At 66.0% G+C, this 17,365-nt stretch carries 10 protein-coding genes, 1 tRNA gene and 2 rRNA genes (1 of these 13 only partly in view); 4 read left to right on the top strand and 9 right to left on the bottom strand.

The window, feature by feature from the left end; translation table 11 throughout:
- Window positions 1–2: 2 nt before the first annotated feature.
- The 6 genes from TSH58p_RS23300 to TSH58p_RS23325 all read right to left on the bottom strand — a co-directional run bounded on the left by TSH58p_RS23300 (window position 3) and on the right by TSH58p_RS23325 (window position 10,911).
- Window positions 3–995, bottom strand: a complete 993-nt coding sequence (locus TSH58p_RS23300) for a PD-(D/E)XK motif protein (protein ID WP_109469450.1) — start codon at window positions 993–995, stop codon at window positions 3–5.
- Window positions 988–3,354, bottom strand: coding sequence for a Z1 domain-containing protein (locus tag TSH58p_RS23305; RefSeq protein ID WP_109469451.1), 2,367 nt, complete (start codon window positions 3,352–3,354; stop codon window positions 988–990). Before TSH58p_RS23305 ends, TSH58p_RS23300 begins: the two co-directional genes overlap by 8 nt.
- Window positions 3,354–5,432 carry an ATP-binding protein gene (locus TSH58p_RS23310; RefSeq protein WP_109469452.1) on the bottom strand — a complete coding sequence of 693 codons (2,079 nt, stop codon included), beginning with the start codon at window positions 5,430–5,432 and terminating at the stop codon, window positions 3,354–3,356. The genes TSH58p_RS23305 and TSH58p_RS23310 overlap by 1 nt, the downstream gene beginning before the upstream one ends.
- Window positions 5,420–6,940 carry a DNA cytosine methyltransferase gene (locus tag TSH58p_RS23315; protein ID WP_109469453.1) on the bottom strand — a complete coding sequence of 507 codons (1,521 nt, stop codon included), beginning with the start codon at window positions 6,938–6,940 and terminating at the stop codon, window positions 5,420–5,422. Before TSH58p_RS23315 ends, TSH58p_RS23310 begins: the two co-directional genes overlap by 13 nt.
- Window positions 6,941–7,698: 758 nt before the next feature.
- The gene (locus TSH58p_RS23320) at window positions 7,699–8,058 is read right to left on the bottom strand and encodes a hypothetical protein (RefSeq protein ID WP_109469454.1); all 360 of its coding nucleotides are present in this window, start codon (window positions 8,056–8,058) and stop codon (window positions 7,699–7,701) included.
- A gap of 99 nt (window positions 8,059–8,157) precedes the next feature.
- Complete coding sequence (locus TSH58p_RS23325) at window positions 8,158–10,911, bottom strand: MobA/MobL family protein (RefSeq protein WP_247895559.1); 2,754 nt, start codon at window positions 10,909–10,911, stop codon at window positions 8,158–8,160.
- A 674-nt stretch (window positions 10,912–11,585) separates the two neighbouring features.
- Here TSH58p_RS23325 and TSH58p_RS23330 point away from each other — a divergent pair.
- The 4 genes from TSH58p_RS23330 to TSH58p_RS23345 all read left to right on the top strand — a co-directional run bounded on the left by TSH58p_RS23330 (window position 11,586) and on the right by TSH58p_RS23345 (window position 14,483).
- Window positions 11,586–12,479 (top strand): hypothetical protein, encoded by an 894-nt coding sequence (locus TSH58p_RS23330; protein WP_109469455.1) that lies wholly within the window; start codon window positions 11,586–11,588, stop codon window positions 12,477–12,479.
- An 81-nt stretch (window positions 12,480–12,560) separates the two neighbouring features.
- The gene (locus TSH58p_RS23335) at window positions 12,561–12,821 is read left to right on the top strand and encodes a hypothetical protein (RefSeq protein WP_109469456.1); all 261 of its coding nucleotides are present in this window, start codon (window positions 12,561–12,563) and stop codon (window positions 12,819–12,821) included.
- Entirely contained in the window at window positions 12,818–13,102 is a 285-nt protein-coding gene (locus TSH58p_RS23340) for a recombinase family protein (protein WP_109469457.1), read from the top strand. Before TSH58p_RS23335 ends, TSH58p_RS23340 begins: the two co-directional genes overlap by 4 nt.
- A 283-nt stretch (window positions 13,103–13,385) precedes the next feature.
- Entirely contained in the window at window positions 13,386–14,483 is a 1,098-nt protein-coding gene (locus tag TSH58p_RS23345; protein ID WP_247895575.1) for a recombinase family protein, read from the top strand.
- Here the strand turns inward: TSH58p_RS23345 and TSH58p_RS23350 are convergent.
- The 3 genes from TSH58p_RS23350 to TSH58p_RS23360 all read right to left on the bottom strand — a co-directional run.
- Window positions 14,440–14,516 (bottom strand) — tRNA-Met (locus TSH58p_RS23350). The genes TSH58p_RS23345 and TSH58p_RS23350 overlap by 44 nt on opposite strands.
- A 95-nt stretch (window positions 14,517–14,611) precedes the next feature.
- A 5S ribosomal RNA gene (gene rrf / locus TSH58p_RS23355) occupies window positions 14,612–14,727 on the bottom strand.
- 130 nt (window positions 14,728–14,857) lie between these two features.
- Window positions 14,858–17,365: ribosomal RNA gene (locus tag TSH58p_RS23360) — 23S ribosomal RNA — on the bottom strand; it runs 252 nt beyond the window's last position.

Below are 17,365 nucleotides of genomic sequence, written 5' to 3' on the forward strand. Positions count from 1 at the left end.
GTTCACGATATGTAGCCAGGGTTGGCTTGCCGGACGACGTTCAACGCCTCGTCGAAGTCCAGTTCGGGCAGGTTCGCCAAGTCGATCGTGTACTTGACCGTGACCACCCCCGAGGGCGGCGCGAAGTCGTCCGGAAGCCGCGGAAAGTCGTCGTCCACGGCGTAGACGGACGCCCCACGCACGGAGAACCTCAGCAGTTCCCCGGAGTTCCGCATCTCCTCGGACCAGCCCATGGACACCATCCTCGCCATGAACGCGTCCAACGCGGCGGCGTCCCCGCGCAACTGCTCCACGGTGGCGTCGAGCTGGGTTGCCAGTGTCTCCGCGCCGGCGGCCGACTGCTCGATCATCACGGACACGAACAGCAGCTGGCGCCCGCCGGGAACCCGCAACTGGTCCAGGCGGGAGATCTCATGCTCCGGCCTGCCCTTGCGCGTGGTCTTGACCTCCAGGTGCAGGCGCTCGCCGACGAAATCGTGCCGCTCGGCGTCCGGGCCGCTCCACTGGTAGACGGCGGCGGACCCGAGGGCTGGGATCATGAGGGAACGGAGCACCAGCAACTCGCCGACCAAGCCGACCTGGACCGTCTTGTCCATGCCGGAACGCAGCGGCCGGAAGGCCGATTGCCAGTTGCGGAGGGTCGCCGCGACCGCCGCCCACGGCTCCCGGCACTCGACGACGACGGCGTCGGCGACCTCCCGGCAGAACGGGGTGAAGACGGGCTCGTGCGACGGCGGCGCGGACAGCTCGATCACCTCACCCGTCTCCAGACGGCGGTGCCGGACCCTCAGTCCGTTCAGGTCAGGCGGCGGCGCACTGGCCGGGCCGCGCGTGACCGGGATCAGAAGGTGGAGGAAGCCAGCTTGGTCCATCGCGATGGAGAGCGTCGTATCCTGTCCGTCGAGGGTGACCGGCAAGGTGGCAAGCGCATCCTCGCTGACAGGCCTGCTGGCGCGGAGGTCGGCCCACTGCCCTGGGATGGGGCCGTCAACCATTGGACACCATCCCGTTCACGATCCACGTCGAGCCCTCGTCGGACGTCTGTGGGAGACTGAGGGCCAGGGCGATGACCGGGTCGGGCTGCGGGACGCCAAGGTACTCTGGGTCCAGCGGGTACACGATCAGGAGTCCCTGGGCCGGTGGCCTCGCCCCGCGCATGGCTTCGGCGTCGTAGGCCCCACTGTCCCGGCGGTAGGCGTCGGGTCCTCCCGGCAGGTCGACGCCCTCGTGGCGCGGGTCGGTCAGGATGCCGATGCTCTCGCTGCTGATGCGCTTGCGGCGGACGAGACCGAGTTCCAGCCCTCCAAGGACGACGGGACGGCCGTCTTCCGGAGACGCGATGAAGACCGACCAGTCGATGAGCTCTCCGGCAGCGGCCCGGCCCATGATCCAGTCGGCGAGGAGGTCGCTGCGGAACGCCACGATGTCCTCGTGGATCCGGTAGGCGCGCAGGAAGTCACATACGGTCTCGGGGGCGACGTCCCTCGCCAGGAGCCCGCCGTGGCGCCTCACCGAGGGGGCCACCCTTGAGATGAACATGTCCGCCAGCGCCCGGTTGGCCGCCAGCTTCGCCCCGTCGGTCAGCGGCAGCAGGACGGTCTGCGGGTGCCCGCCGGACCAGGAGTCCTGCTGGGACAGCGCGGTACCGGACTTGTTGCGCGCCGTGAGCAGAAGCTCGCTGTGGGCCCGGAGCCGGATGGCCATCTGGTCCGGCCTGCGCCCGGCGCGCCCGAGGGCGACGATGGAGTCCCGCAACGACTGCTCGACGAGAGCGAGTTCGGAAAACCACCGGGCGATCCCGTCCGTCGTCCAGATGCGGATGAGGTCTTCGTAGCCACGGCGGAACCCGTACCAGCGGGCCATCTGCAGCAGGGTGTCGCACATCGACGCGGTGCGCAGGAAGTAGGAGACGGTCAGCCCCTCGATGGTCAACCCACGGGAGAGGCGGTTTCCACCAACCGCAACGATGTGCCGGCCGGGCCTTTCGTCATACTCCAGGTCCTCGCCCGTAACGCTGTTGAGCTCCAGGACGACGGCTTGTCGGAGGACCGCGACCGAGGCGCGGATGACCGCTTCGTCGTCGGCCGGGGCCTCGACGTCGCCCTTCATGGCCGCCCAGGCGGGGCCGAGCACGGCCTCAAGCCGTTGCCCCTGGCGCTCGGCCTCGCGCCATAGGTCCAGTTGCTCGCGGATGGCGTTGGCGATCCGCTCCTGGTCCGCGGTGCGCTGGCTGACGTGGACCAGCATGGTGTGGGCCTTGCCCGACAGCCCGGGGCGGAGGGAACGGACGCCGCCGGCCAAGCAGAAGGAGACGAGCGCGTCGGCCAGGGAGCCCGGCAACGCCCCACCATCGGGACCGATGACGACCTCCGCCGCCTTGCGCCGGCGCGGCGCGCGCAGCGCACGGACGTCCTCGTCGGCGACCGTCCGCAGCACGTCGCGGTTCTTGGCCGAGACGCCGAACAGTTCCTCGGTCCCAGTGTAGCCCTTCGGGCGCGGCAGCTGGATGACGAAGTCCTCTGGGAACAGATCCTCGCCCACGCAGCGGTCGACGGCGTCCGGGTTGATCAGGATGTTGGCGAACGGCGTCGCCGTGTAGGCGACGTACGCCGCCTTGGACGTCCGCGTCAGTATGGACCGGATGAGAGCGTTCGTCCTCGACGGCGCGACGTTCTCGTCGCCGTCCTCGTCGTCGCCGACCGCCAAGTCCGGCGGGCGGTTCCCCCTGGTGTTGATGGATGCTTGGTCGGCCTCGTCGTCGATGAGCAGGACGGGCATGTCGTCCAGGTAGCGCTCCGCCGATCCCAGCCAGCGGTCAAGCTTCGCCAGGACGGGGACGTTCTTCTTCACCACAGCCAGGAACGGCGCCGGGGACTGGAGGATGCGGACATCCTGCTCCTTGAAGTCCTCGGTGGGCGTCGTCAGGGCGATCCACTCCCGGCCGCGTTGTGCCGGGGGAAGGCCGCCCGCCTGGTGACCGGTGAGCTCCCTCTCCAGACGGTTCTGCGTCTGGTTTCTGAGGGAGTCGTGGATGCCGGACAGGATGATGACGATCCGGTATCCCGCGTCGACCGCGCGCGCCGCGAGCGCCGTGTAGTTCGCCGTCTTGCCACTCTGGACGTATCCGACGACCAGCCCCCGGCACTGGAACGGCACATCCTGCCGGGGGTCCCGCAGGCTACGCAGCACCCGGAGGGACTCGGCCGCGACCGAGTCCACCTGTTGCGGCTCCCATTTCGGGTCGGCGCGGAGCAGGGATTCCAGCCGCCCCCAGTGGTACCAGGACTCCGGGCTCAGGCGGTCGGTCCAGTTGGACCTCGGGGGCACCGCCCCGATGACGCGGACGGTGCCCATCAGGCGTCCCCTCCGGCCATCAGGCGGCTCTGTGCGTCCACCTCGTCCAGGCGCCCCAGGAAGGCTGCAAGGTGGGCCACGGCCAGCGGGTCGTCGCGGATGTGCTGGACCAGCGCGGAGAGGCTGGGGTTCAGGTCGCTGACCTGGACGTCGAGCGTCCCGGTCATCCCCTTCGTCACCTTCCAGAAGAACTTCTCCGTCTTCACGGGCTTCACCGCGATCCGGGACGGCGGAGGAGCCGGGGTGGCGGAGGTAGCAGGGGGTGTCGGCGCCGTCCCAGCCGATGGTGCCGCAGGCGCAGGGTTCGTGGGCGCAGGGGTCGTGGGCATCGGAGCCGTAGGCGTCGGGGCTGCGTCAACGGCCCCCGCCCCAGTCACGGTCGGCGCAAGACCTCCAGACGCGGATCCCGCGGCTCCGGCGGGAGCGGGCGCCGCTCCCTTCCGGTACTTCCTCTGGCTGTCCCGACGCGCGACGTCGGCGACCTTCTTGATCTCCTCCTGAAGCTGCTGCGGCAACAGGACGATCCGCTTGCTGACGTTGATCTTGAACGCGTCGTCCAGCACATGGTCGAAATCGACGACGACCCGCGCCAGCTTGGTCTTCTCGTCGGTGGTGTTCCACATCTCGTGCCAACCGCCCCACTTGATCAGGCGGTCGTGACGGTAGATGAACAGGCCCTGCGTCTCCGTCCGCTTGCCATGCAGGCCGATCAGGTCGAGCGCGCGCCGGACGGCGTCCTGGCCCTCGGGCGCGTGGTGGCTGCTGATCTCGCTCTCCGAGGGAAGCAGGTAGGCCTGCACCAGAACCCGGCCGTCCTCGCCGCCGGTGGGGATGCGGATGGTCTTCGCGTCATAGGCCGAGGCCAGCGGATGGCCGAAGGGGTTGTTCGGTTCGACGCGCTTCCCGTTGATCAAGATGGCCACGGTCTTCCGCCCGACAGCCCGCCCCTCCAGGAAGCGGTGAAAGACCAGGGCAAGGTGCCGCTCGAGCTGTCTAACCTCGGAGGAGTAGGGGTCCAGTCCTCGCATGTTCGGCATCGTCTGCGGCGGGCGCATGTCCTTCCACAGGACGACCGTCCCGTGGCCTCCAAGGGCGGTCGCCTCCTCCTCCCAGCGTTCCAGCGGATCGGACTTGGCCACCCAGCCGTCCATGTCGTTGACGTCCCAGGTCAGATGGCACGCCGGGGCGCCCTCACTCTTGCTCACGACGGTCAGGACCTTCGCCTGGGACCACGAGGCGCCCTTGAGACCGTAGCCGTACTTCCCAAGGCTCCGCTGGTCATAGTCGGACGCGCTGCCGACCCTCATCGCCTCCTCCAGCGTCGCCCGGTCCATGCCGACGCCGTTGTCCGCGATGCCCATCCATCGGCCATGGCCACCGTCCGGCCGTCCGAACGTGATCGAAACCTCGGTGGCGTCGGCGCTGATCGCGTTGTCCACCAGATCGGCGACAGCGTCCGGCAGGGAGTAGCCCACAGAAGCCAGGATGGACACCGTTCTGGAAGGGTTCGGGGGCAACGCGACGCCGTTCCCCCCGTTCCTGGCGGCGACCATCGTCATCGTGCTCCCCCTGTGCTTCGCGGTGAAAAGATCCGGGCGAGCCTCGCCCAGCAAGCGCCAGACACGCTCGCCCTCCTCGTCATGGAGAGCGATCATCGCCGACTTCGCGAGGCGGCAGCTCTCGCCGTCGGCGAGAACGGCCCTCGTGACGGGATGGTCCGCTGGGAACACCGCCCACGCGCCGGAGCCGGGCGCCGTCCCCGCATCAATCTCCATGGCGAAGAGGCAGCCCGGATCAACGAAGTGGTAGAACTTGTCCTTGGGACAGTTGCCCTCCAGCCGCCAGTTCTTCTCCTGGCGCTTCAGCCACTGCCGCGCCCGCCCAACGCCTTGGTCGGTGTCGTACAGTAGGTCCATCTCGACGCGGTCGGTGTCCTTGGCGGCCGGAAAAACGCGGTCAACCACGTCCCAGTCGAAATTCACCGCCCGCTGCTTGGACCCCTCCTTCCCCTGGCGCCGGTACTCATGGAACATCCCGAGTTCGCTGTGGGTCAGGATGCGCAGGATCAGAAACCGCATTTCTCGACGCCCCTCTCGGTGGCTGGGTCCGGCCGCCTGTCCAGGCTGAGCAGTTCGTGCCTGATGTCGACGGCCGGCCGGCAGCCGATCATCGACCGCATCTCCATGGCGATGGCATAGGCGACGAGCGGCGGGACGGCGTTGCCAATCTGCTTGAAGGCGGGATTCATGCTGCCGCGCAGGACGAACCCGTCCGGGAAGGATTGCAGCCGTGCCGCCTCGCGGACGGAGATCGTCCGGGCCTGCTCGTCGTCGTAGTGGATATGGCTGTACGAGTCCTTGCCCAGGTGCGCCAAAAGGGTCCGCGATGGCCTGTCCCGATAGAGCTTCCACCACTTGTTGGGGAACTTGCCGGGGTCGTACGGCAGCGTCCACTCCCTGACGAACGCCTGCGCCTGCAAGGTGCTGGCGGCCTTGTCCTCGCCGGACTCCCAGCGACTGTCCATCAGTTGTCGGCGCTTCTCCTCTACAAAACGCCAGACCTCGGGGTACTGCCAGCCTTCCTCCATCATGCGGAAGATCTTGTAGTCGCGCGGCAGGTAGCGGATCACGTGTCCCGTTGTATAATCCGTGGCGCCGAAGTTGGGCCATTTGCGCATGAGCTTGGACCACGGAGTCGTCGGCGTGGCGGACGTGTAACCCACTGGCTCCGATGGGTCCTTGCGGCCGCGCGCGATGCGCCCGCTCTCCAGCATGTCCAGGGCGTAGATCGGGGGAAGGTCCGCGAACGCTTGGCCGGCCGTCGTGGCCGGTGGCAGGCCGTCCTCCTCCAAGGGGTCACCAATCCAGCAGTGGCTGTGCTCCGCGTCCGCGTGCATCGCGTTGATCAGCTTCCGAGCCGTCGCGCGCGTCCCCTCGTATCCGGCCGGCAAGACCGAATAGTGGGTCGGCGACGGGAAGACCACGTCCTCGTCCAAGTCCTCATGCACGCCCACCAGGAACATGCGCTCCCGCGTCTGTGGGACGCCGAACCAGGACGCATTCAGAAGGGTATACCGGACCCGGTAGCCTTCCCTGCGGAGGTGCTCGGACACCGTCTCGGCGACGTTCTTCCCGCCATGGTTCAGGATGTCCGGGACGTTCTCCATCAAGAGCGCGAGAGGCTTGGTTTCGCGGACATAGTGCAGGTACCGCTGCCAAAGGTTCACGCGGCCATCTACAAGGAAGGCGACGTCGGCATCGTCCTCCTCCCGGCGATGAGCCTCATGACGGAGCTTTGCCCGCCCGACCCGGGCGAAGGCTTGGCAGGGCGGGCCGCCAACAAGGACGTCAACCTGCTCGTCCACGGGACCGTCGATCCCCAGGTCGCGGAAGATCGAGCTGGGATCCTCGCAGTTGATGTCGTAGGGATTGTTGTGGGCTTGGCGATTCCTCCCGCGGCTGATGGCTGCGAAGTTGGCACCATGGGACTGGGCGGCCCAAGGATCGGACTCGACAGATGCAACGAGTTCAAACCCGGCGGTGGCGAAGCCAAGCGTGATCCCGCCACACCCTGCGAACAAATCCATCAACCTTGGCGGTTCCCCGCCTCTCAACCGGGCAATCTTGCGGCGCATTGTTATTGATGCAACCATTCGCCCCATACTCTCGTGTCATTGTGCATTTGGCGCCACACTGGAAATTTGCCGAACAAAGGAAGGTTGCAACGGTTGAGACGGCACAGGTTAATGCGCCGCCCCACTAGGCGCAATGGCGACCGCGCGGAGAAAGGCGCCGCCGGGTTGCACACCTGCCTCAGGCGCCACCCTACCGCCGTCCTCCCACCCTTCCACTTCCCGGCAGAGTACCGGCGCCGGAAGAGGCTGTCACACCCCGAACTCCGCATCGACCGGTGAGCCGTCTCCGGTCTTCCCTGGACGCAGGGCGCATCTCCAACGCCGTGGCGAGGATCGGCAAGGTTGGCAGACTAGGAACTCAAAATTTCTCGCGCGATCAAAGGCTTGCGGATTGACCACGGATCGGCAGGCACATCGGCAGAATTCTGGACGCTGTCGTGGAAATCAGCAACAAGGCCAAAGGGTTAGTGGATTGGATGATCGGCAGATGTTGAACGGAGAATGGGGACAGCTCGGCTGGACACTCCGTTCCCGCCGGAATGGCCGCCCCTTCCGTACGGTTCGGTATGCAGCCGCGTTCGGGACCAGCAACGTGCCCTGCCGAAAAGAAGGCGCCATGCCCCGTTGGTCGAGGCAGGGAGCCCGTATCAGGAGCCGAAGCGCGGTGGGTCCTTATAGCGGGACCCACCGTGACACTCCGGGGCCCCCACCTACTGCGGAGCGCCCTTGCTCACGAGATGGACACGGATGACGGGTCGATCGAACCCGCGGAGCAGAAGCAGGCCGGCGTCAAGAGCCGCGTCGAGGTCTTCTATGATGTCGAAGATGTCCTGCACGGTCAGGGAAAGCTGGTAGTCCATCGCCTCCGCTGCCTGGACGATCATGTCCAGCTTCCGACGGTCGGCGGCGCCGCGCTGCCCACAGGCCCAGCGCTGCAGGGTTTCCTGAAGCCAATCTGCGAACTTCATGGTCGCCGCGTTCTGTTCCGCCGGAAGCACACGGATGATCGCGTCGTCTTCGATGCACGCGGCCAGGGCTGCGCCGCTCCGCACCGGGGTGGTCATCATCATCACGGGTCGTCCTGAGTTGCGACCGCCCGGTGTGGCGGCCCGCAGGGCCAGCCGCCACGACGGGCGGACGCAACGCCGACGCGTCCCGACCGCTGCTTGTCACCTCGCATACTCGTCGCGGATCCGGGACTTGGACGGCTGGAGAGACTGCAGGGAGATACCGCGCTGCCGCGCAACCCTTGCGATGACCGAGTAGGCGTGCCGGTGTTCGTTCCGGCGCCTCTCCTCGCCCGCCTCACGGGCCGCCCGTTCGGTTGCCCGCGCCGCCTTCAGGAGGTCGTCCTTGCTCATGACCTTGAGCCGCGCCTCCAGGGCCTTGACGGCCTCGGTCGCGGCACTGGTCAACCGGAAGGCGCCCGCCACCGCGCCCGACGGCCGCGGCTTCTCGCCGGTCATGACCTCCAGCGACTCCTGGGTTGCCGCGGGTGGCTTCACGTCGCCGATGATGGTCGTCGCTTCCGAGTCGGGGTTCACCCAGTCGGGCCGACCAGTCCGTTGGCCTGCCTCCGGCCGCGGGTTCCTGTTCGGCGCCTCACCGCGCGCTTGAGCATCATTGCGCCGGCTGGGGAGCGCAGAGGAAAGATCGCCCGGCTCCTTGCCATGGCTGATGGCATCCATCAGCCGACGCCACGCCGCCTTCGCCGGATCGACCAAGCCGGCCTGCCGGGCAAGGAGCATCACCAATCGCCGTCCGTGGCGGACCAGAGCCTCGTAGGCGCGTTTCCATCCCTGCGCTTCCAGTTCCGCCTGCTCGCGGCTGGCGCGCTCCCGCGCAAGCTCCGCATCCCGACCTTCGATCGCCGTCGTGAGGATCGCCAGAGCCGCCGGAACCCGCTCGGCAGCGGCGCCGCGGAGGTGCACACCAAGCGCCCGCACCGGCGCGTCCAACAGGGTGGCCACCTCATCCAGTGCTTGGTCACGGTTCGCCTGCGCAATCGCCCGCAGCCGGGCGCCGGGTTCGCTGGGCAGGACCTCCGGCGTCAGCCCCGCTGACCGCGCCGCCTCCTCCACGGCGTCGGACTGTCGGCTGGCAGCCTGCAACCGCTTGCGCAGCTCAAGCGCCAACTGTTCGTCGGCAGCGTCGGTGTCGACCGTCCGGCGCACGAGGCGGAGTGCCTGTTCGGCACGGTGACGCGCTTGCCGATCTTCGTCGGCCTGCCGGGCAGCAGCCGCTCCGGTGATGGACGCAGACTCGGCGCTGCGCTTCGCCTCGGTCAGTAGCTGCCGCAGTGCAGTCCCTTCCGCGCGCAGGGCAACACAGTCCGCTTCCGTTGCCCGCCGCTTCTCCTGCTCCAGCGCCAGGGCCGCCTTCGTACGTGCCAAGTCCCTGGTGAGTTCCTCGGCGTGCGTCTCCGCCGACGCACGCGCCCGCTGCTCGCGTATCAGCACGCCGCGCGATCTCTCGTACGCGGTCGCCATGGCGCCCCGGGCGACGGTGACGATCCCATCGGCCAGAGACGCCGCGACATCCGGCTGCGCCTGCCCGGTCGCCGCCGCGATGGTCGCGACGCTCCGCGTGGCAGCATCCAGTTCCTCCCGCAGCCGCGCCGCGTCCGCCGCCGGCTCCCGCACCATCGTCATCCTGTCGCTTGCCTCAGGAACGGCGATCCCGACGGCCCCCGGTCCGGGCGCGCGCGCTTTCCGAGCAGCGTCGCGGGCCTTCAGGTAGTCGAGCACCATCGCGTGTATCCCGCTCCACAAGGCACGGTCATGCCAGTCAACGACCACACCGGAAGGAGCTTCGACCTTCACCATCCCACCCGTTTCCCGGCTGAAGCGAACCCCTTGCGCTTCCAGTTCTTCGATCCGGACAATGGCCCGAGCCAGACGCACCGATTTTTTGTCGGGCATTGCACGTCTGGACTTTTCGAGTTCGGCTACGATGGCGTTGAATTGATGAGGCATGACGTCCACTCCTCCAAAATCCAGAGCACGCCCCTCGACGACCGGATGATAGGCCGGACCGAGCGGCACCTGGAAAAGCGGTTCATGGTGCGGCCCGACGGCGCCGAGGTCCTGCTGTTGACGGTGGCGATGCCACTTCGACCGCTGATTTACGCGATGGCTCGCCCCGGTCTCGGCCAAGGCCACGTTGCACAGTTGCTCCCACAGCTTGCGGCTTCCAATGAGGAAGGCCTTCCGCGACAGGTCGCGGTCCTTCGGGCCGAGGGCGCCGTCGACGAGCGGGCGCGTCGTCGCCAGAACGTGCGCGTGCGGCTGGTAGACGATGAGGCGCCCGTCGGGCAGTTCCAAGAGGTGCGGGCCGTCCACTGGTGGAGTGCTGGGGACACGGACCACCGGGATCACCGGCCACGCGAGATCGACCGTGTTCGCCAACTTCTCGGCGGCGGCCGGCACCCTGGGGTCCAGGGGGCGCCCGTACAGGTGGACCGCAATGTCGGCGATCAGGTTGCGTGATCCGAGGTGCTCATCAACGAAATGCTCCACCGACCGGATCGACGTCGCGATGGGGACCTCCCGGCTGAGCGACAGCGTGTATTGCAGCGCCAGCGTCGCGTCACGGCGCCGTTCGCTGAGTTCCACCCTGGTCCACAAGGTCTGCCGATCGGCGCACCAAGCGGGCGCACCCGCGGGCGCGCGGATGTCGGTGTGGTGGACACCGGACTTGGCGGTGAAGTCCACAACCGCCGACACAGGGTCCTGTCCCTTCGCCGCCCATGCCTCTCGCAGGTCGGCGCCGATGGTCAGACCGACCCCAGCCTGGTAAGCGGCCGCCGCGATGACGGTGCGGAACCGGCCACCGGACTGATAAGCCGCCGACGCTCCGGCCTTCGCGCCGGCGCCACGGGAGAGCATGCCCTGTTCGATGCGAAAGTATCCCAGATCCGCCACGGCATCGGCACCTCCACGCCGTCGTCGATCCGGCAACCGGCCCTGGCCGGCCCCGGAGGCGTTGCGGCCCGCCGCAACGCCTAACTGCACACTTCTTCGCTCAAGGCTGCCCGTGCACTTCTTCGCTCAAGGCTGCCCGTGCACTTCTTCGCTCAAGGCTGCCCGTGCACTTCTTCGCTCAAGGCTGCCCGTGCACTTCTTCGCTCAAGGCTGCCCGTGCACTTCTTCGCTCAAGGCTGCCCGTGCACTTCTTCGCTCAAGGCTGCCCGTGCACTTCTTCGCTCAAGGCTGCCCGTGCACTTCTTCGCTCAAGGCTGCCCGTGGCGAGGGCCGGAGGTCCGACACCCGGGCAGCCTGGTTCGGAAGGAAGCGTATGGAGGGTTCCGCCCCGCCGCATCGGGCGCCGGGCAATTTTCTGCGCCGTTTGGGTGAAATGGTGGACCTGAACGGCCCGCAGGCGGAGGGGTGGGATCGACGTGGATGGCGACGGTAACACCGGTATCAGGTGCCGCTACCCGGTATCGCTACCGCGGTATCACCTCACCATCGGCCGGCTTGGACCGGAACCGTCAAGATTCCGTCGCCGCAGCCCTTTCCTGGCATCGCAACTCATCCAGATACTCAGCCGGCCGACGGCACGGCCGCCCAAACCGTAGTCCCCGCAGAGGTTCTGGATGTCCTGCTCCCAGCCCACCCATCCCCTGATCACGCACGAGTCCGTCTCGGAAGCAGTCAGCAAGATCGTGTCGAAGGACCACGCCTATCCGTCCTACCGCCGCATTCGCGCCGAGATTGGCGGAGGCTCCCTGCGCGACGTATCGCGCTTCATCCATGACATCAGGAAGACCGCCCCTCACCTCTTCGTTATTCAGAAGGGCTCGGTCAGCACGTCTGGCAATTCGTTCGCGGGAGGGCCGGTTGACGTCCAGTCCTGCGCCGCGGCTGAGCAGATGCGGCATGCCATCGACGGCGCCTTGACGGCCTTCATCGCGTCGATCGACGCCCTGAGGCAGGAGGAGAGGCGCCTCGCCGCGGAACAGCACACCACCGCGCTGGCAGCCCTGCAGAGTGAAAGCGCTGCTTGCCGGAACGAACTTCACGCTCTGACGACCGAGATCGCTGAACAGGAGCAGGGCTACGAGGATCTGGCGCAGGAGCATGACCGAATCATGGAAGACCGCAACCAGCTGGCGGTGAAGGTCGTCCAACAGGACGCGGCGCTGACCCGGATGTCCGCAGAGATCAAGGGTTGGCAGCGGCAGGCGGCGGACGCGCAAGCCGCTGTGGAGACCGTGAACCGCCTTCTGTCGGAAGAAAAGGCTGCCCTCCTGCGCTCCTCGCTGCAGCTCGACCAGCTGCGTTCTGAACTGACCGCCAAGCATCAGGTGGAGCAGGCGCTGGACGAAGCGCGCCGCGAGAACGCCCGCCTGCGGGGGCGGCTTGAGGTTCTGGAGCCGTTGGCGGCGACGCTCGCGGCATCCGCCCATCGTGAAGCCGGTGGCAAGGTGAAGCCCGGCAAGCAGGGCTCGCTGGGGTTGCCGGCCACGGCCGCGCCGCCCGGCTCCTGACCGCACCGATGACCGGGTTGGCGTCGACGACGCCGATCTGCCGCTGTTTTGCCGCTCCTGCCGCCATCGGACCATATCGTCATGGCCGCTCCCACCATGGACTTTCCACCCGTGCCCCACTCCACCGACTCCACCGCCGCGACGACGACGCCCGTTGTCCAGCCGCCCCAGCAGGAGCCGCGGACCGTTTCGCTCGAGAAGCTGCTCGGATTGGCCCGCATTCTGGCGCGCCATGAGATGCGCCGGCGGCCGTCCCAGGCCGGCTTCATGACGTTCGCTGCCGGCCTCGCCCTTGTTCTTCTCGCCGCCCTGATCGCGTTCTCCCTGAAGGCCCTGCGATGACCGTCCTCCACCACCCCCGACTCCGTGCCGTGATCTACGCCCGCTACTCGACCGACAAGCAGCGCCAGGAATCGATCGCCGACCAGATCGAGCTGTGCCGGCGTTACGCCGTCCAGCAGGGCTGGGACGTGGTGGATACCTACACGGACGCCGCGATCAGCGGCGCCTCCCGGCACCGCCCGGGCTTTCTGAAGCTGGTGGATGACGCCGGACGCCGCCGCTTCGATGTCGTTGTGTCACCGTCTGGGCCGGCGGTTGGCGGACACCTCCGATCTCTATGACCACCTCAACTTCCACAATATCAAGCTGTACACGCCGCACCTTGGCGAGATCACCACCCTCCACATCGCCATCATGGGCATGATGGCACAGGTGCAGCTCAAGGAGACCGGTCAGAAGACCCGACGCAGCCATCTCGGCCTTGCCAAGGAGGGACGCATTCCCGGCGGCAAGGCCTATGGATACGACGTCGTCGACGGCGACAAGCCCGGCGGCGGTTACCGCCGCATCAACACAACCGAAGCTGCCGTTGTCCGCCGCATCTTCACGCTGTACGCCGACGGCATGAGCCCCCGCGCCATTGCGCGCCTGTTGAACGATGAGAACGTTCCAGGCCCCAGGGGGAGGAGATGGGTCGATACCACGATCCGCGGACAGGTGGCCCGCGGAACCGGTATCCTCAACAACGCCAATTATGCCGGCGTTCTGGAATGGGAACGTTGCGAGTTCGTCAAGGATCCGGGCACCGGCAAGCGCGTCGCCCGCATCAACCCTCAGGAAAAGCGGGAGATTGTCGAAGTTCCCGAGCTGCGCATCATCGACGACGTTCTGTGGAACCGCGTCAAGGCGCGACAGGAGGCGGTTGCCACCGAGATCGGTCGGGATGAGCAGGGCAACGCTCTGAACCGCGTGCATCGGCGGCGCTTCCTTCTGTCCGGCGTGCTGGTGTGCGGCGTCTGCGGCGGCCGCTACACCATCATGGGCAAGGACCGCTACGGCTGCGCCGGCCACCGGAATTCCGGCACCTGCCCGAACGACGGCACCATCAGCCGGCAGACGATCGAGAACCGCGTGCTTGCCGGGCTGAAGGAACGCCTGCTCGGCGCCGACGTGGTCGCCGCCTTTGTCGAGGAGATGGCAGTGGCGCAACGGCAGGAACAGACCGAGGCGCGGAACCGGCGTGGCGACCAGAAGCGCGCCCTCGCGAGCATGGACCGGAAGATCGCGTCGATCCTGGAGGCGGTGGAGAACGGGATGTACAGCCCGTCCCTGAAGGAGCGGCTGTCCGCCCTGGAGGCCGAGCGTGCCACGCTCGCCGCCGAGATCGGCGCCCTGGGGACGGAGGCGCCGGAGATGCTGCTGCCGGCCAACCTGCCGGAGCTGTACCGGCGGAACATCGCGGAGCTGGAATCCGTGCTCGGCGACGGCGACGAGGGGATGGCCGCGATGGAGATGATCCGGTCCATGGTCGACCGCGTCGTGCTGTCGCCCTGCCCCTCGGGTGCCGGGCTGGAGGCGCAGCTTCATGGCGACCTGCTGGCAATCCTGGAGGCGTGCGCAGAGGCGGGTCCGAAACGCCAACAGCCCGCCTCCGGGGAGACGGGCTGTCAACTGTCGGTGGTTGCGGGGGCAGGATTTGAACCTGCGACCTTCAGGTTATGAGCCTGACGAGCTACCGGGCTGCTCCACCCCGCGGATGTTCCTTGGGAAGGGACGATGTGCGACGATTGTCAAGTGTGTTTGAAGCCTTGTCCGTCCACGTCCTGGCTGGTTTGGCGTGTGCCGTGGTGACCTGGCGGCGACCTACTCTCCCACGTCTTAAGACGCAGTACCATCGGCGCTGAGGCGTTTCACGGCCGAGTTCGGAATGGGATCGGGTGTTGGGAGCCTCGCCATGACCACCAGGTCACCAAGGCACACGCGAACCATCCGGACAGGGACGGCAGAGGTGTCAATGATCGAGGACGTTCTTGCATTCTTGCGGTGTTGGCTCGTGCGCCCAGGGCTTGCCGCTGCGCGCGGGCCGCCTGCTGGGAAGGATCAAGCCGATCGAGCGATTAGTAAGGCTCAGCTTCAGGCGTTGCCGCCCGTCCACATGCCTCCTATCGACGTGATGGTCTGTCACGGCTCTCAAGGGAGTTCTGGTTTAGAGGTGGGTTTCCCGCTTAGATGCTTTCAGCGGTTATCCCGTCCATACTTAGCTACCCGGCCATGCCACTGGCGTGACAACCGGTGCACCAGAGGTATGTCCATCCCGGTCCTCTCGTACTAGGGACAGATCCTCGCAAAACTCCGACACCCACGGCAGATAGGGACCGAACTGTCTCACGACGTTCTAAACCCAGCTCACGTACCACTTTAATCGGCGAACAGCCGAACCCTTGGGACCTGCTCCAGCCCCAGGATGTGATGAGCCGACATCGAGGTGCCAAACGACTCCGTCGATATGGACTCTTGGGAGTCATCAGCCTGTTATCCCCGGCGTACCTTTTATCCGTTGAGCGATGGCCCGTCCACATGGAACCACCGGATCACTATGGCCGACTTTCGTCTCTGCTCGACTTGTCTGTCTTGCAGTCAGGCGGGCTTATGCCATTGCACTCGTCGAGCGATTTCCGACCGCTCTGAGCCCACCATCGCGCGCCTCCGTTACACTTTGGGAGGCGACCGCCCCAGTCAAACTACCCGCCATGCAGGGTCCCGGCTCCGGATCAACGGAGCGCGGTTAGATGCCAGAGACCTCAAGGGTGGTATTTCAAGGTTGGCTCCGCCCGAGCTGGCGCCCGGGTTTCCTAGCCTCCCACCTATCCTACACATGAGATCCCTAGCACCACTGCAAAGCTGTAGTAAAGGTGCACGGGGTCTTTCCGTCTGACCGCGGGTACTCCGCATCTTCACGGAGAGTTCAATTTCGCTGAGTTGGTGTTGGAGACAGCGGGGAAGTCGTTACGCCATTCGTGCAGGTCGGAACTTACCCGACAAGGAATTTCGCTACCTTAGGACCGTTATAGTTACGGCCGCCGTTTACCGGGGCTTCAATTCGGAGCGTGAACCCCTCCTCTTAACCTTCCGGCACCGGGCAGGCGTCAGACCCTATACGTCGCCTTGTACGGCTTCGCAGAGCCCTGTGTTTTTAGTAAACAGTCGCCACCCCCTGGTCTGTGCCCCCCGCCCGCGCTTGCGCACGAACGGGGCCCTCTTCTTCCGAAGTTACGAGGGCAATTTGCCGAGTTCCTTCAACACCATTCTCTCAAGCGCCTGGGTATACTCTACCAGTCCACCTGTGTCGGTTTGGGGTACGGTCTGATGCGGGGGCTGTTTCCTGGAACGGGTCCCCAGCCGGGCCAATCCGATAAGGCCCGACACGCTTTCCCATTCGTCACACACCCGCTGGCCCACGAATATTAACGTGGTTCCCATCGACTACGCCTTTCGGCCTCGCCTTAGGGGCCGGCTCACCCTGCGTGGATTAACCTTGCGCAGGAACCCTTGGACTTTCGGCGACAGTGTTTCTCACACTGTTTGTCGCTACTCATGTCAGCATTCTCACTTCCGATACCTCCAGGCGGCCTCACGGACACCCTTCGCAGGCTTACGGAACGCTCCGCTACCACGTGATCTGAGATCACATCCGCAGCTTCGGTACACGGCTTGAGCCCCGATACATTTTCGGCGCAGGCCGGCTTAACTAGACCAGTGAGCTATTACGCTTTCTTTAAAGGATGGCTGCTTCTAAGCCAACCTCCTGGTTGTCATGGCCTTCCCACATCCTTTCCCACTTAGCCGTGATTTGGGGACCTTAGCTGGCGGTCTGGGCTGTTTCCCTCTCGACGATGGACCTTAGCACCCACCGTCTGTCTGCCGGGCTGTGCTCCACGGTATTCGGAGTTTGGTTAGGTTTGGTAAGCCGCGAGGCCCCCTAGCCCATCCAGTGCTCTACCCCCGTGGGCAATCGCCCGACGCGCTACCTAAATAGCTTTCGCGGAGAACCAGCTATTTCCCGGTTTGATTGGCCTTTCACCCCTAGCCACAGGTCATCTCCGACTTTTTCAACAGGCGTGAGTTCGGTCCTCCAGTGCGTGTTACCGCACCTTCAACCTGCCCATGGCTAGATCACCGGGTTTCGGGTCTACAGCAAGCAACTCAAGCGCCCTGTTCAGACTCGCTTTCGCTGCGCCTCCGGCTATCGCCTTAAGCTCGCTGCTTACTGTAAGTCGCTGACCCATTATACAAAAGGTACGCCGTCACCGCGCCCCTCCGAAGAGATTGGCGGCTCCGACTGCTTGTAGGCATCCGGTTTCAGGAACTGTTTCACTCCCCTCGTCGGGGTGCTTTTCACCTTTCCCTCACGGTACTGGTGCACTATCGGTCACTGAGGAGTACTTAGGCTTGGAGGGTGGTCCCCCCATGTTCGGACAGGGTTTCACGTGCCCCGCCCTACTCGAGCATTCAGTCCGGTTTACCCGTACGGGGCTATCACCCGCTCTGGCCCGCCTTTCCAGACGGTTCCGGTTATGTAGACTGAATGACTGGCCTGGTCCGCG

The organism is Azospirillum sp. TSH58, assembly GCF_003119115.1.
GTDB lineage: Bacteria > Pseudomonadota > Alphaproteobacteria > Azospirillales > Azospirillaceae > Azospirillum.

Bases quoted from the DNA above. Each gene is read 5' to 3' on its own strand.
- TSH58p_RS23300 (WP_109469450.1), bottom strand. From the start codon at position 995: ATGGTTGACGGCCCCATCCCAGGGCAGTGGGCCGACCTCCGCGCCAGC.
- TSH58p_RS23305 (WP_109469451.1), bottom strand. From the start codon at position 3,354: ATGGGCACCGTCCGCGTCATCGGGGCGGTGCCCCCGAGGTCCAACTGG.
- TSH58p_RS23310 (WP_109469452.1), bottom strand. From the start codon at position 5,432: ATGCGGTTTCTGATCCTGCGCATCCTGACCCACAGCGAACTCGGGATG.
- TSH58p_RS23315 (WP_109469453.1), bottom strand. From the start codon at position 6,940: ATGGATTTGTTCGCAGGGTGTGGCGGGATCACGCTTGGCTTCGCCACC.
- TSH58p_RS23320 (WP_109469454.1), bottom strand. From the start codon at position 8,058: ATGATGATGACCACCCCGGTGCGGAGCGGCGCAGCCCTGGCCGCGTGC.
- TSH58p_RS23330 (WP_109469455.1), top strand. From the start codon at position 11,586: ATGTCCTGCTCCCAGCCCACCCATCCCCTGATCACGCACGAGTCCGTC.
- TSH58p_RS23335 (WP_109469456.1), top strand. From the start codon at position 12,561: ATGGCCGCTCCCACCATGGACTTTCCACCCGTGCCCCACTCCACCGAC.
- TSH58p_RS23340 (WP_109469457.1), top strand. From the start codon at position 12,818: ATGACCGTCCTCCACCACCCCCGACTCCGTGCCGTGATCTACGCCCGC.
- TSH58p_RS23345 (WP_247895575.1), top strand. From the start codon at position 13,386: ATGAGCCCCCGCGCCATTGCGCGCCTGTTGAACGATGAGAACGTTCCA.